General features: G+C 53.0%; 20 protein-coding genes and 1 tRNA gene. 5 read left to right on the forward strand and 16 right to left on the reverse strand.

What is annotated here, in order from left to right; genetic code table 11:
• Nucleotides 1-543 precede the first annotated feature (543 nt).
• A complete protein-coding gene (gene rplU / locus FHS90_RS15035; protein ID WP_066830472.1) occupies nucleotides 544-852 on the forward strand; it encodes a 50S ribosomal protein L21 in 309 nt (102 codons plus the stop codon).
• Nucleotides 853-919: 67 nt separating this feature from the next.
• Nucleotides 920-1,198, forward strand: a complete 279-nt coding sequence (gene rpmA / locus FHS90_RS15040) for a 50S ribosomal protein L27 (RefSeq protein WP_074987928.1) — start codon at nucleotides 920-922, stop codon at nucleotides 1,196-1,198.
• A gap of 1,216 nt (nucleotides 1,199-2,414) precedes the next feature.
• Here the strand turns inward: rpmA and truA are convergent.
• The 3 genes from truA to FHS90_RS15055 all read right to left on the reverse strand — a co-directional run bounded on the left by truA (nucleotide 2,415) and on the right by FHS90_RS15055 (nucleotide 5,426).
• Nucleotides 2,415-3,200, reverse strand: a complete 786-nt coding sequence (truA, locus tag FHS90_RS15045) for a tRNA pseudouridine(38-40) synthase TruA (protein WP_182513663.1) — start codon at nucleotides 3,198-3,200, stop codon at nucleotides 2,415-2,417.
• Nucleotides 3,201-3,617: 417 nt separating this feature from the next.
• Nucleotides 3,618-4,061 carry a hypothetical protein gene (locus tag FHS90_RS15050; protein WP_066830481.1) on the reverse strand — a complete coding sequence of 148 codons (444 nt, stop codon included), beginning with the start codon at nucleotides 4,059-4,061 and terminating at the stop codon, nucleotides 3,618-3,620.
• A 159-nt stretch (nucleotides 4,062-4,220) separates the two neighbouring features.
• A complete protein-coding gene (locus FHS90_RS15055; protein ID WP_066830484.1) occupies nucleotides 4,221-5,426 on the reverse strand; it encodes a thiolase family protein in 1,206 nt (401 codons plus the stop codon).
• Nucleotides 5,427-5,481: 55 nt separating this feature from the next.
• On the opposite strand from FHS90_RS15055, the gene FHS90_RS15060 reads away from it, so the two are divergent.
• Nucleotides 5,482-5,961, forward strand: a complete 480-nt coding sequence (locus FHS90_RS15060) for a DUF4293 domain-containing protein (RefSeq protein WP_066830487.1) — start codon at nucleotides 5,482-5,484, stop codon at nucleotides 5,959-5,961.
• Nucleotides 5,962-7,408: 1,447 nt separating this feature from the next.
• On the opposite strand, the gene coaE is transcribed toward FHS90_RS15060, so the two are convergent.
• The 8 genes from coaE to FHS90_RS15100 form a co-directional block, all read right to left on the reverse strand.
• Nucleotides 7,409-8,017, reverse strand: coding sequence for a dephospho-CoA kinase (gene coaE, locus FHS90_RS15065; RefSeq protein ID WP_182513664.1), 609 nt, complete (start codon nucleotides 8,015-8,017; stop codon nucleotides 7,409-7,411).
• A gap of 4 nt (nucleotides 8,018-8,021) precedes the next feature.
• Complete coding sequence (locus FHS90_RS15070; protein ID WP_182513665.1) at nucleotides 8,022-8,918, reverse strand: YbbR-like domain-containing protein; 897 nt, start codon at nucleotides 8,916-8,918, stop codon at nucleotides 8,022-8,024.
• 92 nt (nucleotides 8,919-9,010) lie between these two features.
• On the reverse strand, nucleotides 9,011-9,337 hold the full coding sequence (yajC, locus tag FHS90_RS15075; RefSeq protein ID WP_066830493.1) for a preprotein translocase subunit YajC: 327 nt from the start codon (nucleotides 9,335-9,337) through the stop codon (nucleotides 9,011-9,013).
• Between the two features lie 13 nt (nucleotides 9,338-9,350).
• Nucleotides 9,351-9,896: a DUF1573 domain-containing protein gene (locus tag FHS90_RS15080; protein ID WP_066830496.1), complete on the reverse strand. Its 546-nt coding sequence runs from the start codon at nucleotides 9,894-9,896 to the stop codon at nucleotides 9,351-9,353.
• Between the two features lie 32 nt (nucleotides 9,897-9,928).
• Nucleotides 9,929-10,927, reverse strand: coding sequence for an isocitrate/isopropylmalate dehydrogenase family protein (locus tag FHS90_RS15085; protein ID WP_066830500.1), 999 nt, complete (start codon nucleotides 10,925-10,927; stop codon nucleotides 9,929-9,931).
• A 9-nt stretch (nucleotides 10,928-10,936) separates the two neighbouring features.
• Nucleotides 10,937-11,242 (reverse strand): YtxH domain-containing protein, encoded by a 306-nt coding sequence (locus tag FHS90_RS15090; protein ID WP_066830503.1) that lies wholly within the window; start codon nucleotides 11,240-11,242, stop codon nucleotides 10,937-10,939.
• A 162-nt stretch (nucleotides 11,243-11,404) separates the two neighbouring features.
• Entirely contained in the window at nucleotides 11,405-12,577 is a 1,173-nt protein-coding gene (gene nusB, locus FHS90_RS15095; protein ID WP_066830749.1) for a transcription antitermination factor NusB, read from the reverse strand.
• Between the two features lie 1,330 nt (nucleotides 12,578-13,907).
• Entirely contained in the window at nucleotides 13,908-15,008 is a 1,101-nt protein-coding gene (locus FHS90_RS15100) for a Glu/Leu/Phe/Val dehydrogenase dimerization domain-containing protein (protein WP_182513666.1), read from the reverse strand.
• 148 nt (nucleotides 15,009-15,156) lie between these two features.
• Between FHS90_RS15100 and FHS90_RS15105 the strand changes: the two genes are divergently transcribed.
• Together FHS90_RS15105 and FHS90_RS15110 are read left to right on the forward strand one after the other, a co-directional pair.
• Nucleotides 15,157-16,944 (forward strand): ABC transporter transmembrane domain-containing protein, encoded by a 1,788-nt coding sequence (locus FHS90_RS15105; protein WP_182513667.1) that lies wholly within the window; start codon nucleotides 15,157-15,159, stop codon nucleotides 16,942-16,944.
• A gap of 348 nt (nucleotides 16,945-17,292) precedes the next feature.
• A tRNA-Pro gene (locus FHS90_RS15110) sits at nucleotides 17,293-17,366 on the forward strand.
• A 394-nt stretch (nucleotides 17,367-17,760) separates the two neighbouring features.
• Here the strand turns inward: FHS90_RS15110 and FHS90_RS15115 are convergent.
• The 5 genes from FHS90_RS15115 to FHS90_RS15135 all read right to left on the reverse strand — a co-directional run bounded on the left by FHS90_RS15115 (nucleotide 17,761) and on the right by FHS90_RS15135 (nucleotide 26,506).
• Nucleotides 17,761-18,462 (reverse strand): DUF2490 domain-containing protein, encoded by a 702-nt coding sequence (locus FHS90_RS15115; protein ID WP_182513668.1) that lies wholly within the window; start codon nucleotides 18,460-18,462, stop codon nucleotides 17,761-17,763.
• A 180-nt stretch (nucleotides 18,463-18,642) separates the two neighbouring features.
• Complete coding sequence (locus FHS90_RS15120; protein WP_182513669.1) at nucleotides 18,643-20,667, reverse strand: DUF3857 domain-containing protein; 2,025 nt, start codon at nucleotides 20,665-20,667, stop codon at nucleotides 18,643-18,645.
• Between the two features lie 152 nt (nucleotides 20,668-20,819).
• On the reverse strand, nucleotides 20,820-22,733 hold the full coding sequence (locus FHS90_RS15125) for a DUF3857 domain-containing protein (RefSeq protein WP_182513670.1): 1,914 nt from the start codon (nucleotides 22,731-22,733) through the stop codon (nucleotides 20,820-20,822).
• A 30-nt stretch (nucleotides 22,734-22,763) separates the two neighbouring features.
• Nucleotides 22,764-24,731, reverse strand: coding sequence for a DUF3858 domain-containing protein (locus FHS90_RS15130; protein ID WP_182513671.1), 1,968 nt, complete (start codon nucleotides 24,729-24,731; stop codon nucleotides 22,764-22,766).
• Between the two features lie 506 nt (nucleotides 24,732-25,237).
• Nucleotides 25,238-26,506, reverse strand: coding sequence for a carboxypeptidase-like regulatory domain-containing protein (locus FHS90_RS15135; RefSeq protein ID WP_182513672.1), 1,269 nt, complete (start codon nucleotides 26,504-26,506; stop codon nucleotides 25,238-25,240).
• Between the last annotated feature and the right edge of the window lie 25 nt (nucleotides 26,507-26,531).

Below are 26,531 nucleotides of genomic sequence, written 5' to 3' on the forward strand. Positions count from 1 at the left end.
GCATGAAGATATTGAGTAGTCTCTACAACTCCACTATCAGTGCCGAAAACTTAACATTGGCCCCTCCCAAATTGGCGCTGGCGGCAATGCTTGGGAGATATACTTCTGGTAACCTTTGGCCCGCGCCCACCGGTAAAATTTTTGCTATGTTTTGCCGCGGCGGCGGTTGTCCGGCAGGTGCCGCTTAAGAGGAAAATTTAGGAGGCTTTTTGCTTGACATTTTATCTCCAGAACTGTAGGTTTACCTTACTTGTGCGGGCTGGGTCTGTGTGTTCTTTTCCCTTCTTGGTTTCTCCCCCTTTTTTCAACCCGTCTCAGGGTTGGCGGCTATCGCTTTGACTTATCCACTTGTAACTCGCTGGTTATCAATAGGGTTTGATTTATCCACAGAAGTAATCCACATGTTGGGGGATAACTCACAAGTCACTTAAAACCAATTACGTAGGCACCGGGAGTTCTATCAAAAATAAAAGCTGGAGGTTTGCAAATTAGCGCGGCCCGTCTTACCTTTGCGGTTCAATTTTTTAAAATAATCGTAAGCTGATGTACGCAATTGTTGAAATCGCTGGTATCCAGACGAAAGTAGAGAGCGGTAAGTTCTTCTACACTAACAAGCTTTCCGGCAATGAGGGTGACGCCGTAGAGTTCGCCAATGTTCTTCTTGTTGACAATAATGGTTCTTTAACCGTGGGTGCTCCTTTTGTAGACGGAGTAAAAGTGACTGGTACCATCCAGGGCCACGCCAAAGGTGACAAAGTGATCGTTTTCAAAAAGAAAAGAAGAAAAGGCTACAAGAAGAAAAACGGTCACCGCCAACAATACACCAAGGTGTTGATCAACGCTATTGGTTAATTTTTAGGGACAGGAAATTATTGTTGAATCATCTCCGGGTTTTCCCGGGAATAAATAGAATACAGAAATGGCACACAAAAAAGGTGTAGGTAGTTCTAACAACGGCCGTGAATCACATTCCAAGAGACTAGGTGTTAAAATCTTTGGTGGCCAGGCGATCATTGCCGGTAACATCATCGTGCGTCAGCGCGGTACTGCGCACCACCCGGGCGCCAACGTAGGTATTGGCAAAGACCACACCCTGTTTGCATTGACAGATGGTGTAGTATCTTTCAAAAAAGGTGCTAAAAACCGTTCCTACGTATCTGTTCTTCCAGTAGCTGAGACTGCTGAAGCACAAGCATAAGGTTTTCTCTTTTCGGCTCAGGCCGGAGAGTAATTGAAAAAGGCTGCCTTTGGGCAGCCTTTTTCTGTTTATGCGTTTCCGGGCTGTTTTTAGAAAAACAGCCCGGAAACGGCTTTTGGCGCAGACCCCCGCAGTCCCTCCAGACGCTACGGGGGCTGGTGGGAATGCTGAGGCTTGAGTTCTAAGTCAACGATGTGATTTTAGCTTCGGTTGGGGAAGGTACTTGTCATGCGTAATGGAGCCCACCCAACAGGAGTTTCAGGCTTGCGTAGGGCAAATGGCGGGTGACCGTACCTCAACAATGCGTGGACCGGCAGGTGTCAACATCCCCCTTCGCCCCCTTCAAAGGGGGAGTATTGGAGTGAGTGCTGAGTTCTGAGTCTTGAGTTCAGAGTCCTTTCTTTTCATCTTAGGGAATTCAGCAGGAATGAAGCAGCAATGGCTGCCCTCGCAGCTGCGCCGGCAGCCGGAGACTACCCATCATCTGTAGGCACGACTCTGGAGACTCGCGCCAGCGCAGGGAGTATCAGGTAGTGTTAGAAGGCACGGAAGTAACTTCCGCGCCATAGAGGGGCAGAAGAGGGCAGAGGTAATGTGAGGCTGCCGCCCCATGGAAGCTGAAAGCTTCCGCCATTATAGGTCCAAGTTGGAAACTTGAACCAGAGATTGTGACAAACAAGCAGCAATAAGTAACCAACAAACAACAATGAACAATCAACACTTCTGCTAGTGGCACCTGGGTTAATTAGCACTTCTGCCTCTGGCTGATGTGCGCAGCACGGGCTCGCCACAGGCTAGCGGATCAGCAGCGGTGACGTGCAGAGGCAGACATAACAGCACAAGCAGCTACAGTAAAGGAACCGAAACCAGTCCTGGCGGTGAGCGCCTCTGTTCATACGGTGCCGAAGGCAACGCCAAAGGCGTAGTATTAACAGCAGTGCGAACCGGCAGGACGGGGCCCCGCGGCCGTGAGCGCTTACCGGAAAAGATGAAACAACACAGTGTGTGAGGCATTGTCAACAGCGGACCAACCAAGGGAACACCAAACTACGCATTCCCCCTGCAGCAGCAAAGAAAGGGCATCAGACCGCGCCTTTCTGCGGCGGCGGCAATGAAAAGCCCCAGCCGCATTGGACTAGAACACAAACCTTTGAAACAGTAGCCGAAGGGAAGCCTTTGCAACCGCGAACCATTCCTTAAGTAAAACAACCGCCACTTATCTTTCGGCGAGAGCCGCTTCAAATAAAAGCCGTTGCTGGTCAAAATACCCCGGCGGGTACTCCACCCGGTGCAAAAACAAACCTTCGGCGGGAGCCGCGCCACTGGCCAGGGCTCGGTTTTGGCGCTCAACGGCTTCCCTGAAACCGGGCACAGTCAGTTTCCCCTTGCCTACATCTAGCAGGGTGCCCACCACCAGGCGCACCATTCCGCGCAGGAAACGGTTTGCCTGAATGGTAAAGATGAGCAGATGGCCCTCCTGCCGCCAAGAGGCGTACGTGATGGTGCAGCGGTAATGTTGGGTGTCTCCTTTTACTTTTGAGAAGGTGGTAAAATCCTCCTGTTCAAGCAGGACCTGCGCCGCCTTATTCATCTGGGCCACGTCTGGTATTCTGGAAAGGTAGTAGGTGTGCCGCACCAGGAACGGGTTCTTCTCTAGCGTGATGCGGTATTCATAGGTGCGGCTTACGGCATCAAAGCGGGTGTGGGCCTCTGGCCCCACCGGGAATACCTGTCCCACGGCTATGTCTGGTGGCAGAATGCGGTTGAGCTTGTATTGGATCTCTTCTGGGGCAAAGACCGCCGGCAGGTCTACGTGCACCCACTGCTGCGTGGCATGGACCCCGGTATCTGTGCGGCCGCTGCCAATGGTCTCCACGTCAGGCAACCTGAACACCTTGCGCAGGCAGTCATTCAACACCTCCTGCACGCTCAGCGCATTGGGTTGCACCTGCCAACCATGGAAACGGGTTCCGTCATACGCCACTTCTAGAAAATACCGCATGGCACAAAGATAAGCATTTGGGCGGGAGTGCCGGGAGGTGTGTTTTGGCCTAAGCAGAAATAGGATCTTGTTTTCGGGCTGTTTTCTGAAAAACAGCCCGAAAACAGAATTCTCACGTTCTTTAGACGGCAAGGGTAGAAATTATACACCTAAAAAGGCCTCCAGGGAAACCAGTCAGTGACTAAATAGAAAGGGCAGGAAGTACGGCCTCCTGCCCTTTCTATCATAGGCATATTGTGGATTTCCCCTTTTTCAATTGTGATGGATTATGTCTAACGTTGGCATGGCGCACGCTGGTGTCTGCGTTTTGGAGCTACTTTTAGCAAAACAGCCCTGAAACAGAATACCTTATTCTTAAAGGCGCAAGTGCACGCTGGAGTCAGAGATGTGAAAGAAAACCTAGGCAGGTCCTAAATATTATTTCATGCTTACCAATGAATACGATTGGCGTTGTTTCTGCCAGGCCAGCTGCCGTTCATCGCGCTTGCGCTCATATTTCTGCTGCAGGTTTTGCTTGTCCAGCTCATATTCTGCTTTGAGCTGGGCCATCTCCTGCTCAAACTGCAGGGCGCTGTACCGGTCTTTGGTGAAACGGTCATTGAGCTTATGCTGGCGGCGGTTGTAGTCTTCCTTGAGGTTGGCCTGGTCCCGCTCGTACTTGTCTTTGTCTTTGGCAAGCTGGCGTTGATACTTCTCGTCTTGTTTCACGGCTTTGGCCATGGCCTTGGCGCGGCTCTTTTCGGCTTTGGCGGTTTGCTTATCCTGGCTGTAGACCCGGCTGTAGTTCAAGCCCTGTGCCATGGCGCCCTCTCCTCCCAAAAGGAACAGCCCTAAGAAAACGATCAGTAGCAACTTTTTCATAATTCTGAGATTTAGATATACCTCAGCCATTGCAACGTTTGTGCCAAAAAAACAAGATGGACATGGCCAGACCGGAGCAATTGTTTAAACCATTGATTCACAAGTAATAAAAATCCCGCTAGCAAGTAGCGGGATTTTGCCTGCAATGGGGTAGCTGGCTTAGCACTTCTCATACACAATGGCCAGCCCCTGGCCTACCCCTATGCACATGGTTGCCAGGCCGTATTTTGCCTCAGGGCGGCGCTTCATCTCATGCAAAAGGGTGGCGGTGACACGGGTACCGCTGGCCCCCAGCGGATGGCCAATGGCAATGGAGCCGCCGTTGACATTTACTTTCTCCTGGTCCAGCCCCAGTTCCTGCACACAGGCCACCGCCTGCGCCGCAAAAGCTTCATTCAGCTCTATCAGGTCCAGGTCCTTTACCTCCAGGCCGGCCCGCTGCAAAGCTTTGCGGGTGGCCGGTACCGGTCCCATGCCCATGTGAGCAGGGTCTACCCCCGCTACCGCCGATGCCACAACTCTGGCCAGGGGTTTCAGGTTATGCTTTTTCAGGTACTCACCGCTCACAATAAGGGCGGCGGCGGCCCCGTCATTAATGCCCGACGAGTTTCCGGCGGTGACTGAGCCCTTCTCTTTCGCAAAAGCAGGTTTCAGCTCCGCCAGTTTCTCTAACGGCGACAGGCGCGGGTGTTCATCTGCCTGGAACAGCACAGGCTCCCCTTTTTTCTGCGGCACGGGCACCGGCACTATCTCCTCTTTAAACTTTCCGGCCCGGGCCGCAGCCTGGTACCGCTCCTGCGACTGCCATGCAAACTGATCCTGCGCCTCCCTGGAGATGTTCCATTGCTGGGCCACGTTCTCGGCGGTTTCGCCCATGGCGTAGGGGTGGTACAGCTTAGACAGCGCGGGGTTGGTGAAGCGCCAGCCAATGGTAGTGTCATAGATTTCTGGGGTGCGGCTCCACGCGGTTTCGGCCTTGGCCATGACAAACGGGGCGCGGGTCATGCTCTCTACGCCTCCGGCAATGTATACCTCGCCCTCCCCGGCTTTGATGGCGCGGGAGGCATCTGCAATAGACTGAAGGCCTGAGGCGCAGAGACGGTTCACCGTGACGCCGCCCACTTCCTGGGGCAGCCCCGCCAGCAGGGCTGCCATGCGGGCTACGTTGCGGTTGTCTTCGCCGGCCTGGTTGGCGGCGCCAAAGATCACGTCTTCCACGTCATTGGGCTGCACGCCTGGGTTGCGGGCCATGAGCTCTTTGATCACGTGCGCCGCCAGGTCATCTGGGCGCACGGTGCTTAACGTACCGCCAAACTTGCCCACCGGGGTACGAATGATGTCTAGGATATATGCTTCTTGCGCCATGATTACCAAGTTTTGTGTAGTTTTGTAAACTATCTGCAAGTTAACTAACCCTATTATGATACAAAGAATTCAAAGCGTGTTTCTGTTCCTGCTCGTGATAGCCATGGTGGCTCTGTTTTTTGTGCCCATCTGGTCTAAGACCAATCCCGCCAACGGCCAGGAATACGTGTTGACCGCTTTTAGTTTAGGCCCTGCTGCTGCCACTACCGCTGCCGAGGCGTCTACCAGCACCATTTTCATTGCCATTTTAGCGGGTCTGGCCGCCTTGATTGCATTGTACGAGATCTTTCAGTACAAAAACCGGCTTACCCAGATGAAACTGGGCTTGCTGAACTCTTTGGTGATGGCCGCCTTGATGGGGTGCGCCTTCTATTTCTCTTCTTATGTGGGCGAAGACCTGGTGAAGACGGCCCAGCAGGGCGAATACATGGCGGGTTTTTACTTGCCTGCTGTAGGCTTGCTGATGAACGTGCTGGCCAACCGGTTTATCAAGCGGGATGAGGATTTGGTGCGGTCTATGGATCGGCTTCGGTAACAGATCTTCTATATAAAGCTGAGACTCTGTTTTTGGCCTGGTTTTTAGAAAACAGGCCGAAAACAGAGTTTTTTATTTGCTCCATGGGTAGTGCGCGGTGGGAATGGCTTGGCGCTTGTTGCTGCTGGAATGCCGGGTCTGCTAGTCGCTCATCAGGTAAGTTTTTCTATTGTCTTGGCTCAGGGCTTACTCTACGGCCGATAGGTGTTGTCTGCTGTTCTACTGGCTGTGCTGTTGGAAACAGTGCCTCAATGGCATAAATGTTTCATCAATGATGCAATGCGTAGTCTGCTGTTCCCCTTGGCTGCGGCAGCTGATTTTATATTTATTTCATTGGCAATGAGTAAATTGCTGCTCCCCTTGCTGTGTTGCGGCAGGGGCAATGCTTAGTCTGTTGCTCCCTTGGCTGCGGCAGGAAGGTGAAGTTCGTTAATCCCTTGGCTTTGGCGGTTGACGCAATGCCTCACTCACTGTGTTGTTTCATCTTTTCTGCTAAGCGCTCACGGCCGCGGGGCCCCGTCCTGCCGGTTCGCACTGCTGTTAAAACTACGCCTTTGGCGTTGCCTTCGGCACCGTATTAACAGAGGCGCTCACCCCCAGGACTGGTTTAGGTTCCTCTCCTTCTATTGCTTTTCTTGATGTAGATTGTTTGCAGGTAAATGCTGTAGTTCCGCTAGCCTGAGACGAGCCCGTGCTGCGCACATCAGACAGGGGCAGAAGTGCTAATTTACAGAGGTGCCACCAGCAGAAGTGTTGATTGTTCATTGTTGTTTGTTTACTTACATATTGCTGCTTGTTTGCCGCTTTCTCTGGTTCAAGTTTCCAACTTGGACCTATAATAGCGGAAGCTTTCTGCTTCCATGAGGCGGCAGCCTCACATTACTTCTGCTTCTTCTGCCCCTCTATGGCGCGGAAGTTACTTCCGTGCCTTCTAACGCTACCTGATACTCCCGCGCTGGCGCGAGTCTCCAGACGCGTGCCTACAGCTGACGGGCGGTCTCTGGCTGCCCCCGCGGCACGGCAGCGAGAGCAGGCATTGCTGCTTCATTCGTTCTGAATTGCCTAGGGGAAAATGAAAGGACTCAAGACTCAGGACTCAGAACTCAGAACTCACTTTGATGCCCCCCCTTTGAAGGGGGCGAACGGGGATGTTGGCACCTGCCGGTCCACACATTGCTGAGGTACGGTCACCCGCCATTTGTCCTACGCATTCCAGATCACTCCCCTCCCGGGAGGGGCAGGGGTGGGTTGTACGCATGGCTGATCTCCTTGCTGTTCCCGCCAGGCAGGAGGATCGCCCCATCCCAAGGTACGAAGTCCCGCGCAGTTCCATCCTCCAACCATCAGCAAATCATCAGACCTTATGGCGTCCATGAGACCTGCGGACGTCTGTGCCAACTTCCGTTTTTGGGCTGTTTTTCTGAAAACAGCTCCAAAGCGGAAAATATTACGGCTGCTTCTGTTCGGCCAGGGTTAAAAACTTTTCGTGGAGCTGCACTACCTGGGGCACTACCAGTTGCACATCATCATTGTACAGAACAAACTGGGCGCGGCGTATGCGTTCTTCTTCTGGGAGTTGTTTGCTTATGATAGCGTCAACGTCTGCGGGGCTGCGGTGGGAATCCCGCAGGAGGGTGCGGGCTTTGCGAAGGCCAATGGGGGCTGAAACGGTGAGCACATGGTCAACCTGCGTGTAAGCGTTTGATTCAAACATGAGGGCGGCCTCTTTCAACACGTATGGGGCCTGGGCGTGCGCCTCTAACCAGCGGTAAAAATCCTTCCGCACCTGAGGGTGTACCAATTTGTTCAGCCTGGCCAGCTGTTCTGCATCATGAAATACTTTTTGGGCGAGATAGGGGCGGTTCAGGTGGTGGTGTGCATCAAAGGTCTCTGGCCCGAAGGCAGCCATCAAGCCTTGCCGAAGCTCCGGGTCATGGTTCATCACCCACTTGGCTCTGCTATCTGAGTCATAGACGGGGACTCCCAGCAGCTGGAAGCATCTGCAGACAATGCTCTTGCCAGAACCAATTCCGCCGGTGATGCCAATTTTGAGCATGAGGTTATTGTGGTGTGAGGGAGATGTGCACCCGCGCCGGCAGAACGGCCACCTGCCTCACCAAAGGGGGTTTGTGGCTTACCACCGGCACAATGGTTGAGTCTGCGGCATTGAATTTCTGGTAGTCTAGCACCACCTGGAACAGCTCTGGCTGTATTTGCTCCCTGTGTTTAGGCAGGAAGGCGTATTGTACCCGAACCGGGCCATTTACCAGCCGCAACCTATACCCCGGCGGGAAATTCTGCAACAAAGGCGGCACCGCCACCTCCTGCCGCTCCAGCGCCAGTACGTTGAACTCAACTTCGGCCTCACTCACATCTGCTTTCACCAGTTTGGTAAAGTCATGGGTAAGGCTTAACTCGCCCTTGTAAGGAGCTTTTAAACTGGCGGTGGGCACCGCCAACGGGTAGGGGCTGGGGAATTGCTCAATGATCCGTTCAGGGCCCACAAACGTGACCGAGTCTGGTCTGATCACAATGGGTCCCGCAAAGGCAAAGCCGGAGTCAATCTGGAGTTGGGTGGAGTCTACCGTAATGGGTACTTTCCGGGTGACCAGCCGGTCAAAGTCAAAAGCAATGGAGTCTGTGGCCACAAAATTCAGCGCCAGCCCATCCAGCACACTGGAAATAGCGGGGCGTAAGGCCGTACCCGGCACACTTTTCACGTACGGAAGGCCCCTTATGGTGAGTATGGCGGGCTGCACCTGGAACTGGAGGTTCTTGCGCAGCAGCTTCCAGCCCTTGCCGGTCACACTGATGGTGACCTCCTCCGGGAGCGGTTTTACGGGCACCAGCTGCCTGGGGTCATAGGCAAACTGAATGGGGTAGGAGACCAGGGTGGTGTAATTCTTATTGAGTGCGTTGAGGAGCCAGAAAGTAGCCGCCGTGAAAAAACAAAGCAAGACCACCCTCCAATACTGTTTCTGCTTGGGCGAAAACGGTTTCAGTAACCAGAGGAGGGCTTGCTTTGTTCTGTTAAAAGGCAAGGTGTCTTTTAAGAATTAACGGTTTCTGTAGTGGCAGCCACTTTGCTCGCAGATTCGCGGGCAATGGCTACTTTGTCAAACTTTAATTTGATGCCTTTGTCAATCTCCAGCCAGACAGCATCTTCATCAATGCTGAGAATACGGCCGTGCAGACCTCCTATGGTCACCACCTGCATTCCTCTTTTGAGTTCATCCCTGAACTTTCTCTGGTCCTTGGCCTTCTTCTGCTGCGGACGCATAATGAAGAAGTAGAACACAATAAAGATGGCCCCTATCAAGAGGAACTGAGACATGCCACCGCCCGGGGCGGCAGCCTGTAAAAGAATAGTTAACATACCTGCTTTTGAATTATAATCTAACCGGACCCTCAGCTCCCGCCGTTGGCACAGAACCGGTGATGTTGGTTTTAATGGTCAGGTAGTTTACCTGTGGGTCTGTATTAGCCGTGATAGTGATTTGTTTTGAAGTCTGGCCTGACTTGCCAGCAGGGTCAAACACCACCTTGATAGAACCTGTCTTGCCTGGAGCCACCGGCTCTTTTGGCCACTCTGGCACGGTGCAGCCGCAAGAAGCAGATGCGCTCTCAATCACCAGCGGTGATTTACCGGTGTTGGTGAAGGTGAAGGTATGCTCTACTTTCTTGTCTTGCTTAATAGTCCCAAAGTCATACTCGGTTTCTTTGAACGTCATCACCGGCTTGGGCGCATTAGGGTTCACGGCCTCCTGGCTGGTCACGTTGGGGTTGGTGGCCGGGTCATTGGCGGCAACCGGGGCAGAGCCTTCAGAGGCGTTCTGCTCAGTGGCGGTTGCCTCCTCGGTAGCAGCTTTCTTCTCGCAGCTGGCAGTGAAAAGGCCGCCGGCTATCAACATGGCGAATATAAATTGCTTTTTCATAAATGGTTAGCCTATCTTAAGAATAGGACAAGTTACAAATTAGAAATGATATGCTGGGCAAATTCTGAGGTAGAAGCCGTACCACCCAGGTCACGGGTGCAGCAGTTCTTGTCAATCAGGGTTTTCTCCAGTGCTTTCTCAATTTTGCTAGCATGCTCATGCAAGCCCATGTGCTCCAGCATCATCAAAGCTGAACGCAGCAAGGCGGTGGGGTTAGCCAGGCCCTGCCCGGCAATATCTGGGGCTGAGCCGTGTACTGCCTCAAAAATGGCCATGTCATCGCCAATGTTGGCACCAGACACCACGCCCAGACCGCCCACCAGGCCGGCGCACAGGTCAGACAGGATATCACCAAACAGGTTGGTGGTCACTATCACGTCAAACTGCTCTGGCTTGCTTACCAGCTGCATGCACATGTTGTCAATGATCTTGTCTTCCCACGGCACGCTGGGGAACTCCTTAGACACCTCAGCGGCCGCCTCCAGCATTAACCGGCCGGCGTTTTTCAGGATATTGGCTTTGTGCGCCACCGTTACCTTAGAACGGTTTTGCTTGGCGGCATATTGGAACGCCGCCCTAACAATTTTATGGCAGCCCTCAACCGTCACGCGTGAAATAGAGTCAGCAATGCCCAGCCGCTCGTCATAGATCTCCAGACCCGCGTACAAGCCTTCTGTGTTCTCCCGGAACAACACCAGGTCTACATTGTCAAAGCGGGTTTTCACGCCCGCCGTGGTTTTGGCCGGGCGCACATTGGAGTACAGGTCGTATTTCTGGCGGAGCTGCACGTTAATGCTCTTGAAACCTTTGCCTACCGGGGTGGTGATAGGGCCCTTCAAGGCAATTTTGTTACGCTCCAGCGAGGCAAGCAGGCTCTGCGGAATCAACTCACCCATGCTCTCAAAGGTGGTCTGTCCGGCATTCTCTTCTTCCCAGGTAATGGGCACTTGTGCGGCTGCAAAGATCGCCTTAACGGCTTCTGTGATCTCAGGACCTATCCCGTCGCCGGGAATAAGGGTAACGGTTGTCATGGTCAGGGCTTAAATTTCCTTCTTACTGTTTATTTGATTGATGAGGGAGTCTACGTCTACCAGCAGGCGCTCGGCTTTGTCGCGGGCGTCTTTGATCACGCGCTGTCCCTCGGTTTTGGCGGCAGAGCCCAGTTCTTCTCTTCCAGACACCAGGTCATTGGTCAACTCCAGCAGCCGGGTGCGGTACTTCTCTAACTGAAAGCTCAGTTTGTCACGGGTTTCACGGCCTCTCTCCGGGGCGAACAGAATTCCCAATACCGCGCCTGTGGCGATACCGGTGGAAAAGGCAAGGATTGCATTGGTTTTTTTGCCCATAGTTTTGGTAGTGTTTAAGTATGTAAGCCGCCCTGGATACAGTACGCTGCCGGGCGGAGGTTAGCAATATGGTTTTCTGTTTTGGGGCTGTTTTCAGAAAAACAGCCCCAAAACAGAAACCGGTTAGTATCTCCTCTCCATACGAACGAAAACCAACCGAGATTATTTGTTGTCTAACAAACCTCTTCCTGATTTACGTATCTCACCGCTCTTGATCAGGTCTTGAGACAGTTTATCTAACACCCCGTTGACAAATTGCTTGCTCTTGGGCGTGCTGTACACTTTAGAGATGTCAATGTACTCATTGATGGTCACTTTTACCGGAATGCTGCGGAAAATATGCATTTCGCAGAGGGCCATCTTCAAAATGATTTTATCCAGCTGGGCTACGCGCTCCACATCCCAGTTCTGCACGCTCTCAGAGATCATGGCCTCGTACTTTTCATCCTCTTTCAGGGTCTCAAAGTACAGCTCCTCAAAGAAGGCTTTGTCATCATCCCAGCTGGGCGAAAGGTCCAGCAGGGCCAGGTGCTCATCTGTGTCTTCCTCCAGCATCTTGATGGATTTGTTCACCAGGTTTTTCACCACAGACTTGTTCTCTACCCAGTTCAGGTCTTTCTCCTCAAACAGCGCCTGCAGGTTCTCGTCCTTAAAGATAACATTTTTGAAGATATGTTTGAGCAGTTCGTGGTCTTGCTCATAGGTGGGGTCCTGTAGCTCCAGGTACTCCAGCACGGCCTCGTCTTTCTTGAGGTTGTGGCGGTAGATGTTCTGGATCACCTCCATGTCACCCGCCCAGCTCAGGTTACGCCTAATGACGCGCTGCTCCAGGAATTTATTGGTTAGCAGCTTCTGCAGCGCCTTGTTGTCCAGTAGCTTGCGCAGGTTTACGTCTTTTCGCTCAGTGAAGCGGGTGGCGGCTTTCTGCTCCTCGCCCTCAATCTGGTGCGCCAGTTCCTGGGCCACCAGCAGCGTGAGCAGATAGCGGTCATAGATTTCCTCAGCGGCAGCCACCATCTGGTTCCCGAAGAACTTGAGGTCTTTCTTAAGCGAGTTCTGGTAGAAGTTCACCGCGGCCTGGGCGGCGTCTAAGATCTCCCGGTCTTTCTCCTCGGTGTCAAATTTGCGGGTCTGGTACCATTCTTTGAACAGCAGGCTGGCAATCTGCTTCTGGCCTTCCAGTTTTTTTCGGTCCTGCGCCACAATGGCCATAAGGTCAGGGGCAAATCGGTCCGCAATCAAATCCAGGGCCAACTGATAGTCAGACCCTTCTGCCTGCACGTAGGCGTAGATGGCTTGCATGGCTTTGATGCGGAGTATTCTGCGGTTGAGCATGTTATATGAAGGAAAGAACGTGGTGAACGTGAAAATTACGGTAAAAGTTGGCCTTCCGGCCGATGGCTCCAAGGCATTTGCTGCCCCAGCCCAATTCTGCCGCAAAGGTCTGAACTTGCGGGGCAAGAACCAAACGCTCGTTCTTTTTTAATTGATCCCATGGCCTGCAAAGGCTGCGGCGCGGTTCTGTTTTGGCGCTGATTTTGGAAAAACAGCCCGGAAACGGAAAAGCGGAATTCCTTCTCCCTCTGGGAGAAGGTTAGGATGAGGGTGGTTCAAGTTGCCAGAAGCAGGATTTTCAGGATTGAATAAATTTTCAGGATTGAGGGAATTGTTGGCACAGACGCTCGCAGGTCCTCCGGACGCTACGAGGTCTTTTGAGAATTACTGATTGCCAATTGTTGATTGTTAGAAGTATTTCGCTGGCGCGAGCTTGCAGCTCGTGCCTACGTTTGCTGAGCCGGTAACCACAACAAGACCAGCCATGCGCATTAACCCACCCCAACCCCTCCCGAGGAGGGGAATATCGGGAATGCGTGCGGTATATGTAATATCCGCAATGCGTGCCCTCCTGTGTCAACATCCCCCTTCGCCCCCTTCAAAGGGGGAGTATCTACTAATGCGGGGGAGACAAGGCGGTGCCTGGTCTCTATGGCCATTTATGCTGAAATGTGCGCAGTTTGAGGCTTGCGCCTCACGGAAGCTGCAAGCTTCCCGCAATGGTAGGTCCAAGCTATAAGCTTGAACCAGTTGCGGTATTAACGGAATTATAAGCAGGAAACCTGATTGCGTTTCCGGGCTGTTTTCAGGGAAGTAGGCCAAAAACGCAACTCCCAAAATCACAAAGTACATTCCCAAAGCTGATGTGCGCAGCACGGGCTCGTCTCAGGCTAGCGGAACTACAGCACTAACCTGCAAACAGATTGCAAAAAGAAAAGCAGTTACTGGAAAGGAACTCAAAACCAGTCTTTCGTACCCGCGCCTAAGCCTCTTGCGTTGCCGCTTCAGCGGCAGGCCCACCGGGCCAGCTTGAGGGTACAGCGCGGGGGCGGAAGACGGGGCCCCGCGGCCGTGAGCGCTTACCGGAAACGATGAAAAGAGTGGTGACTTCGCACCGCAGCAAACGGTATTTCCAAGGGAGCTTCAGACTACCTATGCCAGCAAATAACGGCAAAGGCAAGGCAGCTACAAACATCCCGCATTCCATAAAACCCCATCGGCATAGCCACAAACCATTAAAAAAAGAAAAGCGTTTTGGAGCTGTTTTACAAAAAACAGCCCCAAAACGCACATCACATTCTCCCTCTATTTGGGATACTTTCAACAGAAACTAATACGTCTGCTTCACCTTGGCCATGTCATCAATGCGTTTCTGCGCAATGCGGGTGGCGGCGGCCTGGGTATGGATTCCCTCGGCTTCGGCCATGGCGAAGATATTCAAGGTGGTGTTGTAGATCTGCTCGGTCTGCTGCATGGCCCACTCGCGGTTCAGTTTCTTCACCTCTGAGTACACGTTGATAATGCCGCCGGCGTTAATTAAAAAATCAGGGGCGTAGATAATGCCCATGTCTACCAACGCCGGACCGTGCACGGTTTCGTCTTTGAGCTGGTTATTGGCGCAACCGGCAATGACTTGGCATTTCAGGCGCTGCAGGGTGTTGTCATTGATGGTGGCACCCATGGCGCACGGCGAATAAATGTCCACGTCCAGGTCGTAAATTTCGTCTAAGCCTACTACAGTGGCCTTAGTGTTGGCCGCAATGCGTTTCAGACGCTCCTGGTCCATGTCGGTGATGAATGGCTGGGCACCTTCTTTGACGAGGTAGTCAATGAGGTAACCGCCTACGTGACCAGTGCCCTGTACGGAGATACGCTTTCCGGCCAGACTGTCTGAACCCCACGCGCGTTTGGCGGCGGCTTTCATGCCCATGTAAGTCCCGTACGCCGTAACCGGCGATGGGTCGCCGCTACCGCCTTGTGATTCTGGCAGACCGGCTACATGCTTCGTTTCCATACCGATGTAGGCCATGTCTTGGGTGGTCATGCCCATGTCTTCGGCGGTGATGTACTTGCCGTTCAGGTTGTTCACAAACCGACCGAACTTGCGCATCATGGCCTCGGTCTTGTCTCGTTTAGAATCGCCGATGATGACTGCCTTGCCGCCGCCCAGGTTCAGACCCGATATAGCCGATTTGTACGTCATGCCGCGCGATAACCGGAGCACGTCGCGCAACGCTTCGGCCTCTGAGGCGTAGGTCCACATGCGGGTTCCGCCCAGGGCGGGGCCCAGAACGGTGTTGTGAATACCGATGATGGCTTTGAGGCCTGTTTCGTGGTCATGGCAGAAAACCACCTGCTCGTGCTGAAATTCGCTGATTTGGCTGAAAACCGAGGTTTCCTGCGCGGTCTCTATGTCTTTTAGTTCTATCATGATGGGTGTTAACTAGTATACCATTCGGCTATTCATTAGATAATGGGGAGGCGAATTGGTAATTTCGCCGCAAAAGTAGGTGTAACTTTTGGCTACAGCAAGAAAAATACTAACAAGTGTTAGTACGTAAAATTAGAAATTTCAGCTTGTGAAATCACTTAAATATTTAAACAAATACCTGCTCAAATATAAATTCCGGTTTTTCTGGGGAATTGTGTTTGTGATTGTGTCCAACATCTTTGCCATCATTCCGGCGCAGGTGGTGCGGCACGCCTTTGATTTGGTGCGCGAGGGCATTACCATGTACCAGTTGCATGACGGCTTTGCGCAACAGGAAACGGTGTACAAGAGCTTCGCGCGCAGCACGTTGTTCTACGGCGTGGTGATTGTGCTCATGGCGCTGCTGCGAGGTATTTTCCTGTTCTTCATGCGCCAGACCATCATTGTCATGAGCCGCCACATTGAGAACGACCTCAAGAACGAAATCTTCGCCCATTACCAGACGCTGCCCCTGAGTTTCTACCGCCGCAACAACACCGGCGATCTTATGGCGCGCATTTCTGAAGACGTGGGCCGCGTGCGCATGTACCTGGGGCCCGCCATTATGTACGGCGTAAACTTAGTGGTGCTGTTTTTGATGGTGATACCCTACATGCTCACCGTTGACGTAAAACTCACGCTGTACACCCTCCTGCCGCTGCCCATTTTGAGCGTGAGCATTTACTACGTGAACAACATCATTGAGCGCAAGAGTGATGAGATTCAGAAGAGTCTGAGCGGCATCACCACCTTTGTGCAGGAGGCGTTTTCAGGGATCAGGGTGCTGAAATCGTTTGTGCGGGAACAGGATTCGCACGCCAACTTCACCAAGGCCAGCGACACGTACCGCGACAAATCTCTGGAGCTGAACTTTGTAAACTCGCTGTTTTTCCCGCTTATTCTGTTCTTGATTGGCTTGAGCACCATCATTACCGTGTGGCTGGGCGGCAAGGAAGTGATCAACGGCAGCATCACGCCTGGCGTCATTGCCGAATTCCTGATTTACGTGAACATGCTCACCTGGCCGGTGACCGCGCTGGGCTGGACCACCAGTCTGGTGCAACGCGCCGCCGCCTCGCAGCAGCGCATCAACGAGTTCCTGAACACCAAGACTGATATTATCTCACAGAAGAACCTGGAGAAAGACATGAAAGGCGCCATTGTCTTTGACGAAGTAGATTTTGTGTACCCAGACACGGGCATTCACGCCTTGAAAAAACTGTCGTTCCAGATTAACCCCGGCGAGACGTTGGCCGTGATTGGGAACACGGGCTCGGGCAAGAGTACGGTGGCCGCTTTAATTTGCCGGTTGTATGACGCCACGGGCGGAAGAATCTTGATTGACGGCGAAGACATACGCGACTACAGCCTCTCTAACCTGCGCAGCCAGATTGGCTACGTGCCGCAAGACGTGTTTTTGTTTTCAGACAGCATCCGGAACAACATTGGCTTTGGCGTAGACGCCCTGCCCGAAGACAAGATGCTGCAAGCCGCCAAAGACGCCGATGTCTACGAGAACATCATGCGTTTTCCGCAGCAGTTTGACACCGTGCTGGGCGAACGCGGCATCACCCTTTCCGGCGGTCAAAAACAGCGTGTCTCCATTGCCCGTGCCCTGGCCCGCGAGCCCAAAATCCTGATTCTGGATGATTCCCTTTCGGCGGTAGACACCAAAACCGAGAACGCCATCTTGAACAGCCTGCACCGTGTCATGGCCAACCGCACGTCTATCATTATCTCGCACCGCGTAAGTTCTGTGAAACTGGCCAACAAGATTCTGGTGCTGGATGACGGGGTGGTGGTGCAGCACGGCAGCCATGAAGAGCTGATGGCGGTTCCTGACGGGTTGTACCGGGCGCTGTACGAGCGGCAGTTGCAGACTGAGGAATTGGAGTAGATTCTGTTTTGGGGCTGTTTTTAGAAAAAGAGGCCGAAAACGGGAAAACCGTGTTCCCTCTCCCTCTGGGGAAAGGCAGTGCAAGTAGCAATGCTAAGCGTATTTGGCACAGACGCTCGCAGGTCTTCCAGACGCTGCGAGGTCTTTTGAGCACGCGTTTTTCTGTGTGAAACCTTCCTGCTTGCAGATATGGGCGCGGCTTTTGAAGTAGTTGACGGAGAAAGGTGGCTTGGGTTTGTCTGTTTTTGCCCTGTTTTCAGAAAAACAGCCCAGAAACACGCAGCAAAATTTTAAACGCACTTTTGCTAAAGCCGAAATTTGCTTTACTTTGCAGCAGATACCAATGATCGGGATGTAGCGTAGCCTGGTATCGCGCCAGCATGGGGTGCTGGAGGTCGCAGGTTCGAATCCTGCCATTCCGACGAAATTGAAAAATCCCGCTGTTCTTTTCAGGGCAGCGGGATTTTTGTTTTCCAGTGTTTGCGTTTTCGGCCTGTTTTGGCCAAAAGAGGCTCAAAACAGAAGAATGCCCCTATACACAATTGCCCTGGCAGCCGCGCAAATGATTTGTAATAGGGACCGTAGTGACAGCAAGCGCGTCTGCGCCAAATCCTGTTCACAGAGCTGGTTGAAATTTTGATTTTACAGGCGAAGAAGGGGAGCAAAAGGTTTTTTCACTAGCGTTTGCAGAGCAGCACTCTGGGGCGAGGCAACCATAAGGCCAGGTACTTTTGCAGCGCGTTTACAGCCCAATAGACAAAGGTAATAGCATGCTCTCCGGCTCTTTTCAGAAAAACTGCCTGAACACAATCTTACTCACTCCATCTTCCCGAAGTCATGCCGAAGCACAAACATGGTGAAATGCTGGTGGTTCCCGTTGCCTACTAATTGTGACATCCACATGCCTTCCACTGTGAGGTGCTTGTTGAACGTGTAGCCTGCCCCGCCAAAGACCCGGTTGCTGTCAAAGGGTTGGTTGCGCACAATCACCCGCACTTCGTTCCGGAGAATACCGTACCAGGGCCCCGGTTCCTGACCTGTGCCGCCAAACGGGAGTTTGAGCGCGAGCAGGTACCGGAAGCGGGTGTGGTACTCTTGGGGCAGCCAGCGCTCTTCTAGCTGGTAGCGGTGCGTGATGCCCGTTTTCCAGAGGTTTCCCCGCAGGGTGAGGGTCTGGTAGAGGCGGTTTTCATGGGTGTACTCGGTCTCCTCAGCGGGCAGGTAGTTGCGGTTGAACAGGTGCGCATACCCGCCTGACACCGCCACCGGGGCATCTTTGAAATTATACTGGAGCTCTGCCCCCAAGAAAGTGGTGCGCGGGTCTTTTATTGGCCGGTAGGTTCTGTATTGCACGTTGGCCGTGGCGGCCCAGCGGGCGTTGAACCAGTAGGAGCCGGTATACTGCAGCCATTGGTTGATCTGGTCTGGTTGCTGGGCCAGGCTGTGGTCAGGGAATGGCAGGCTCAAGAGCGCCACCCATCCCCAGAACAGTTGTTTGAATTTCCTCTCTTTCGGCACGTGGTCAGAAGCACTAGGTATGTGATGGGCGCAAAGATAGAGGCTTCTACGGCGTTACCGGGAATTAGTGGCGATAGAAGCATAAATGGCAAGGAGAGCGGAGGCTCTGGTCTTTCTGCGCCCGCAGGAAAGGGGGGCGTTTTGGGGCTGTTTTCTGAAAAACAGCCCCAAAACGAAAACTCATGACTTTTTCCTCAGGACTACTTTCTCTGCGTGCTTGGCTACCATGCGGGCGTAGAATTCGCGCAAATTCTGATAATCACTGGCGGTGAAGACAGTTTTGTGAATGGTGAGCTTGCTCATGACCTGCAGTTTCCCGTTTACCTCCTGCACCACGTATGAAAATTTGGCGGCATTCCCTGGCAGGGAGAAAACCGTTGCCTTAGGCAGTTCTTCTATCACATACCCTGGCGGAAGCTCATAATTCATTACATAGGTTTCATCTACCGGCGAGCCAAAATCAACCGGGTACTGCCGGCTGGCCAGTTTGAACGGGTTTTCCTGCTGGCCGTGCAAGAGCATGGGCGAGAGGTACAGTAGCTCTTCGGGCTGCGGCGCGCCTGCCCGGCTTAGCTGATATTGGGTCTTGAAGGTCTCCTCTGGCTTCTCCAGGTTGATTAGCTTTACGTCCTGCCGCACCCAGTCAGCCCCCGCGTTGGCGTAGCTTTTTACGTAGGTGTCTTGCCCCTTTTCTTTGATTTTGGAGCGCATCTGCAGGGCAGGAACGCCAAGGTAGCTTTCTTCCATGCTCCCCAGCACTTCACCGGTAGGCTTAAGGGTCAGTTGTGCGCTGACCATCTGGCTGTTTCTGTCAACGCCCTGCAGGGGCAGCCATTTGCCTTTGGGGGGCTGTACCACCCAGCCTTTCCCGTTGAGGCAGCGCAGGGGCAACATGCCAAAGGCAAGACCGGGCTCAGTGGCATCCAGCAGATAGTCTTTCCCGGCAAGGTTCACACAGGCAATCACATAGTTGAACTTGCTGAGCATGGGGGAGCTTTCCAGGGGCTGCCCATGGCCGCGGGTACTGACCAGCATGGGCTGGGCAATGAGGCCTGCGTCCCGTAGCAGATTGACTAAGAGCAGGTTGATCTCAGCAGAGGAGCCGGTGTGCTTGTCATGGGCTTTCTTGAGGTTCTCAGCATAGATACGGTACTTGCCGTCCCACCGCATAGAGGTTTGCACGTACTCTACTATTGCTTTCGCCCTGGCCAAGTCCTCTGTTTTACCGGCCACCACCGTGGCGGCCACTTTCTGGAGCGCAGGAACGCTGGTGAGCTGCCCGCCAAACTCTTCCTCTTTCAGGAGTTCTTTGGTGAACCCCTCCCAATCTCCGGCCATGAATCTAGGTTCCTGGTCAGGGTACTGGATCTTAGACAACTCAAACTCTACTTTGGAGAGGTAGTCTCTGGCGTTTGGCAGGTAGGGCTCCTCTTTGAAGGCCGGCACATCTTTCATGACCCAGCGGTATTCTACCACGCTCATAGAGAGAGTGCCCCGCTCCTCCATTTTTGCATAGCCCACTTCCTTGTCCCAGGTAATGGGGGCCGTGACCCGGTTCTCTTTAGAGTCTTGCACATGAAACGGATAGAACCCGTGCAGCACCTGCTTGTACTCATAGAACGGCACCATGGCCACCCGGTACTCGCTCCAACGCACGGGAATGGAACTTTGGAACTCCCACTCGCGCAGGTTGTGTAGAAAGTCTGACTTGATGGTGTAGGTGTATTCTATCACCGAGCCCACCTTTACGCCGGGCATGGCCAGTTTCCTGACAAACCAGTTGGCATCTACCTTTTCATCAAAAACGGCGTTTTCCTCCAGTTTCACTTTCACCATTTTCCCGTTTTCAAGATTGTAGGAGAAGCCTTTCAGGTTCAGCACCTCTTCTTTGCTCTCGGGGCTCTTCTTAAAGTAAGGGATCTCAATGTTGGCGAAGTCTAACCCTGCCTTCTTCAAGATCTTTACCCGAACGGTGCGCTTGAACTGGAGCTGGGTGCCTTTGGAGAAAAGGAAGGAGGAATGCCCGTAGTCATACAAGACAACTGCCGCCGCTGCCGTGTCCTGGGGATATATTCCCATTTTTAGCTCGTCATCTGTCACCTGCCCCAGCCGCAGGGGGTCTTGCTCACACCAGCCGGAGATGGAAGTGCCTAACAGTAAAAGCAGTAGCACCAGGGTGCTTTTGGCCGCCTCATGTAATTTCATGTTGTATTCTGGGGAAGTTTAAAAATTGGGGTTTGGAATAAAGCTGCCGTTTTTGGCCTGTTTTCAGGAAAACAGGCCAAAAACGGCAGTTGGTCACTAGTGCCGCCAAGGCAGAACCTCAGGAGCGGGAGAGAGTCTGACTGCCTCAGCGGTTAGGTGGCCTCTGCCGCCAATACCACCTGCTGCTGGTCTGCCCGTACTACCTGCTTTAGAAAATCAACCAGCTCTTTGTATTTTTCAGGGGAATGCCGCCCTTTGTGCATGGTCAGCTGCCGCACGTACAGGAGCTTGCTGCCCTTTACCTGCACCTTTGCCTCAAATTGGCCAAACGCCGTGGTGATTTTCACGGGAGAGGGTACGCTTTCAGGTTTATAGCCCGCCGGGATTTCATACTCCACAGAGTCTACATCATGAAACGCCGAATTCCAGACCACCTCCTGTTTCCGGCTCTCCAGGGCAGAGGGCACGGTGGTCCAGCGGTTCATGAGGTTGGGGGTGATGAACATTCTTCTTCCGCTCACAGACGCCAACCTGGGCAGCTCCAGCTGCAGTTTCTCCTTTACCTGCGGTGCGGTAGCCTTCACTTTCTCCAGGGCAAAGTTCTTGATCTCAAAAGCGGGGATGTGGGTTTGCTTGTACAGCCATTTTAGCTGTTCCTCTGGCTTGAGTTGGTGCATGATGCTGTTGCGGTCTTCGTGCTGGGTGCCGGTGAACCAGGTGACCGCCTCGCCCACGCCAGATCCCTGGGCATTGAGTTTTACCTGCACGCTTCTGATCTGGGTGTTGTCTTTTGCTTTGAAAACAGGGGTAGAGACTAGTTTCCCCCCCTCAGGGGTCACCAGCAGGGAATACCTGTCGCCGGTGAAAGAGCCGGTGTACCCGGCATCTGCGGTCTGGCTGGTGCATTCCAGCCAGATGGTGTCTTTGGCCGTGGGCACGCAGAGCACCACGTGGTTGAACTGGCTGCTGGGGAAGTCAGGCACTACGGGGCGGTTGTCTTCGCCGCCCCAGATCAGGGCGTAATGGCTGTTAATGCCCGCCGCCTCTAGCAGCGACTTGGTGTAGTTGCTGAGGGCTTTGCAGTCACCGTAGCCTTTGCTGTCTACCACGGCGGCTTCAAACGGCTGCCAGCCGCCAATGCCCAGCTGGATAGACACGTAGCGGGTTTTGTTCTGCATGAACTGGTAGACGGCTTTCACTTTTTCTTCGGGCGTAGCCAGGTTTTTGGTGAGTTCCAGGACCTGCTGCCTGGTGGCGTCTGACAATACCCCGCGGCCCTGGTTCAGTTTGTTCTGCCATTCGCCCAAGGTCTTCCAGGAGTCCATGGTGCCGGCGTAGCCTTCTACCTCAAACGTGGTTGGGGCCGTACGCACAAACGGCACCAGCTCATAATAGGAGGGCCCCCACGGCTCCCGCTCTACAGGCGCAATGCCCTTTACCACCCACTTGTACACCTGCTGGTGGTTCACCTGGGTAACGGTTGCCTTCTCCGGCACCTGCCGCTCATGGTATCTCAAAGGCATGCCCACGGGCATGTTTACCTGGAAAGAAGCGTGCTCCAACGCCACCTTGGGGCTGGACAAAGGGTACCACACCGGGTAAAACAGCATGTTGGAGGAGCTCACCTGGTACTCATACTCCACGGTGAACGGGTAGGTGGTGGCATCTGCCTGGGCCACTTTTACCCGGTTGTCTTCATAGAGGGAGAAATCACTGGTGTTGCTGTAGTCTTTGATCTCAGATGCTTTCAAAGATCTGTTCTTCTTGCCAGAAGCGTCATACAGCGTTCCTTTGATGTAGTCTACTTTGTTCAGCTTGTCATACGGCACCACTAGTTGCGCATGCTCCTTGCCTTCAGGGGTAAGCACGGTAACCACCACCCGCACTTTCTCTGTAGAAGACTTGGCAGAATGCACGGTAAATACGGTTTCCTCTGTCCGGATCACGGCATCTGCCCCTTTGGTGAGCGCAGCATCAATGGCCAGGGCCGAGTAAGAGGGCGTTCCGCCCGCCCATGCGGTAGCCTGCCATAACAGACCTGCCGCCACTACTATCCAGTTTTTCATTGTTTTCAGAAATTTACGCCAGAAACGGCCTTAGCTTTTCTTTCTTAACACAATCTGTTCTGCCTGCTTGGCCAGTACCTGGGCATAAAAACTTTTCAGGAACTCGTATTCTTCTGCATAGAAGATAGGGCTGGCAATGGTGACTTTGCTCATCACCTGTATCTTGTTGCCCTGCGCCTGCAGCATATAAGTGAATTTGCCTTTGTTTTCAGGCAATGACATTATGATGGCTTTGGGCAGCTCCTCTACCGCATAGCCTTCAGGGATGGTGAAAGAGCAGACGTACAGGTCTTCTTTGGCAAACCCGAAGTCTACCGGATACTTGCGCTCCGCCAGTTTGAAGGGGTTCTCTGCGGTGCCCTTCAGCACCATTGGGTTGAGGTAGATAATATCTTTGGGCTGGGCGTCTCCGTCACTCAGCAGCTCATACTCCAGGTCAACCGGGCGGTTCAGTTCTTTCAGGTTTTGCAGGACCGGCTGTTTGCGCTCAAATTTGCTTTGGCTCTGCGCTAACTTCTCCAGATACTTAGACTCCCCTGTTTCATGCACCGCATGGCGTAGGCTTACCCCCGCGTGACCACCAGAAGACTCCTTTACTTTTCCCCTCAGGGCCCCTGTGGGTAATACCTGCAGGTCTGCACTGATGTATTCAACGGTTCTCTCTGCGGTCTGCAAAGGCACCCAGGCCCCCCCCTCTTTGGTTACCAGCCAGCCCTGCCCGTTCAGGCAACGCTTTGGGAGCAGGCCCAGGGGCTGCATAGGGTCAGTGGCGTCTACCAATACATCTTTCCCGCCAATTTTCACGCACCCAATGACGTAGTTGAACTTTGTCATCAACGGAGAGTGTAACGGAATGCGGCCATGGTCACGGGTGCTCATCACTACCGGATACGCCTCTATGCCGGCATCTCTCAGCAGCGCCACCAACAGCAGGTTGATATCTGCGGCACTGCCTGTTTTTTTCTCAAAGATCTTACGCAGGTTGCCAGAGGTCACCACGCCACCGCTCTCATTCCACTTCACGTTGTCTTTCACAAAATTGTAAATACTGGTTGCCCGCTCCAGGGTGTCTTTTATGGCGGCGAAGGCGGCTACTTCAGATTTGAAGAAACCTGTGCGGTTCAGCTGGCCCCCAAAGTTCTCTTCGGCCATCAGCTCTTTGGTGAAACTATCCCAGGAACCGGAAACCCGCTTGTGTATCTCTCCCGGTATGCGAATCCACTCTAACTCAAATTCAATCTTAGAGACGTAATCATCAATGGTGGTAATGAACGCCTCTGAGGTGATGGCGGGCAGGTCGTTCATCACCCAGCGGTGGTTATTGGTGGCGCCGCCGCCATTCATGTTCCCCCTGGTGGTTTCATTCACCCGCATGGGCTCATACCCCTGCGTATATTTCTTATAGTCAAAGTATTCAGGAATAGAGACCCTGTACTCACTGTGTGCCGTGGGAATGGAATGCTGAAAGGTCCAATCCTGCAGGTTGAAGAAGAAGTCTGAGGTAACGGTGTAAGTGATATCTAACACAGACCCTTCTTTCACCGCGGGCAGGGCAAACTTTTTCAGGTTCCAGTTGGCAGATTTCTTTTCTTCAAAGATGGCTTTGCTGTCCATCTTTACCGCCACCATTTTCCCGTTCTCCCAGTTGTAGGTGGTGGCCTTGATCCCAGACACATATTCTTTTGAAGAGGAGTTGGCATAGTAGTACGGCACCTCTACGTTGGCCCAGTCATACCCGGCCTTCTTCAGGATTTTGATGCGCATGGTTCTTTCAAAGACCAGTTTTAGCCCGTTGGTGACAGAAAAGTAAGATTCACCGTAGTCTACCAGGTAGACCGCCGCGGCGCTGGTGTCTTTGGCATAGACCTTCATCTTCACTTCGTCTTCAGTGACTTTGCCGTACTTCACGGGCAACTCCTGCGCCTGCGCCGTCACCCGGGAAAACAGCAGCCCGGCCAATAGCAAAAGAGAGGTAACAGAGGGGGTAGAAATTCGCATAGGGTACTAGAATATAGGGTATAAGTAAAAGAATTCAATGCCTCGGCTGCGCCGAAATATATATGTCTGAGCGGGCTGCCCAGGCCTTCTCCTGTAGGAGGCGGCTCTGTGTCAGCTTTTAGCCAGTAATTGGCTTTTGCCGTACCGGCCAGCCCTGTCTTATTGTTATCTTACTTGCGTTTTGGGGCTGTTTTTCAGAAAACAGCCCTAAAACGCATTTCTCTGGCGGGTGCCCTTCTTGTTTTTTTGTATTAAAACTAAAACAATTATTTGAAATCTAAGCTGTTGTTAACATAACTTTTACAGTAAAGAGTATTTATCTCTGTGGTTACGGCTGAGCAGGCGCAGTCTGTAGAAACTGTCTCCTGCACGCCTTATTAAGGTGTAAAGTTCTGTGCGGGTAGGGGTTCCCTCTGTTTTTGGCCTGTTTTTTGGAAAACAGGCCAAAAACAGAAGACGGGTGGCAAGCCTGATAGCTATGAGATAGCTTCTGGAAACGATAGGTTTTATTGAACGGCAGGTTGATAATCTAAAGGCAGCATCTCTGCCAGCTTCTCATACGCCCAATACCCCTCCACCACATGTGAATAAGGGTTTATGATCATTCCGTTTGGCTCCAGGAAAGTAGAGGGCTCTGTGAGGGTGATCAGCGAAGTCTGCGGACCGGGTGCCCTTTTTTTCCCAAACAGGTTCTGGTTCACGTACCCCAGCTCCTCCTTCTCTTTGGCATAGACCACATTCAGGAAATCTGTGAACTGCAGCACGGTTTGGCCGCTGGCTGCCTCAAGGCGCACCAGCTGGTCATACGGCACGGGGTCTTTGTACAGATACGCCACCTGTTTGTCCAGGCGGTTCATGCGCGCCCAGTAGCTCAGGCTGTCTTCTGCCCCCTGAGGGTTGGCGCTAATCACTACGGTGCCTTTTAACCTAGCCCTTGCCCGGCGCAAACCTGCCTGAATCTCCTCTTCCGGCGGACGGCTGGGGTTTGGCACGCGCTTCAGTTTTCGCACCTGAAAGCCTTCGGCTTCTAAATTCTTATTGTACAGGGCCCGCCCAAAGTGCATCATAGAGCCCTGGTAAGCTTTGAGCCGGGCCTTCTCCCAACGGGCCTGCTGCCCTTTGTTCTTGGGTTTCATGGCTTCAAACCGCGGAAAACCTGCATGAAAAACCCGGCTGGTCCTGTAGTCTAATTCAAACACCTCCAGTAGAAAATGCACCCGGTAGCCCAAGGCTTTGTTCTCAATGACAAGCGGGGCCGAGGCCTCTGCGGTAAACACCCTGGTGTCAGGGTCAAAGGTAAAGTGCAGCACATCTGCGTTCACCACTTCTGTCTGGGCGGCATTGGCGGTTTTGCCAATAAAATTTTGCACAAACGTGGCGAAGTTGCTTTTCCAGTGCGGGTCTGGCCCTACTACCACCTCCTGTAGTTGATTGGCCTTGGGCGCCAGTTCAAACCGGAACTGCTGCTGTTGCCCCGGCTGCAGCACAAAGGAGTGGGAGAGGGTCTCATAGCCCAGAAATGACACCACCAGCTCATGCGTCCCGGCCGGAATTGCCGTCAGTGTAAAGGTGCCGTTCTCCGCGGCAGTGGTGCCGTAGGTGGTTTGGGCAATGAAAATGGTGGCAAAGCCAAGCGGCTGTTTGGTCTGCCCGTCAAGGATGGTGCCAGAGACGCTTCCGTAATTCTGCGCACTTGCAACCTGGAGGGACAATCCCAAGGCCACCAGCAAAAAGAACCAGCGCTGCCGCAGCAATTGAGAGAATGGTAGGTGCATAAAAGAGCTTTACTCAGGAAAGATA

Source organism: Rufibacter ruber (assembly GCF_014138425.1).
Taxonomy (GTDB): domain Bacteria; phylum Bacteroidota; class Bacteroidia; order Cytophagales; family Hymenobacteraceae; genus Nibribacter; species Nibribacter ruber_C.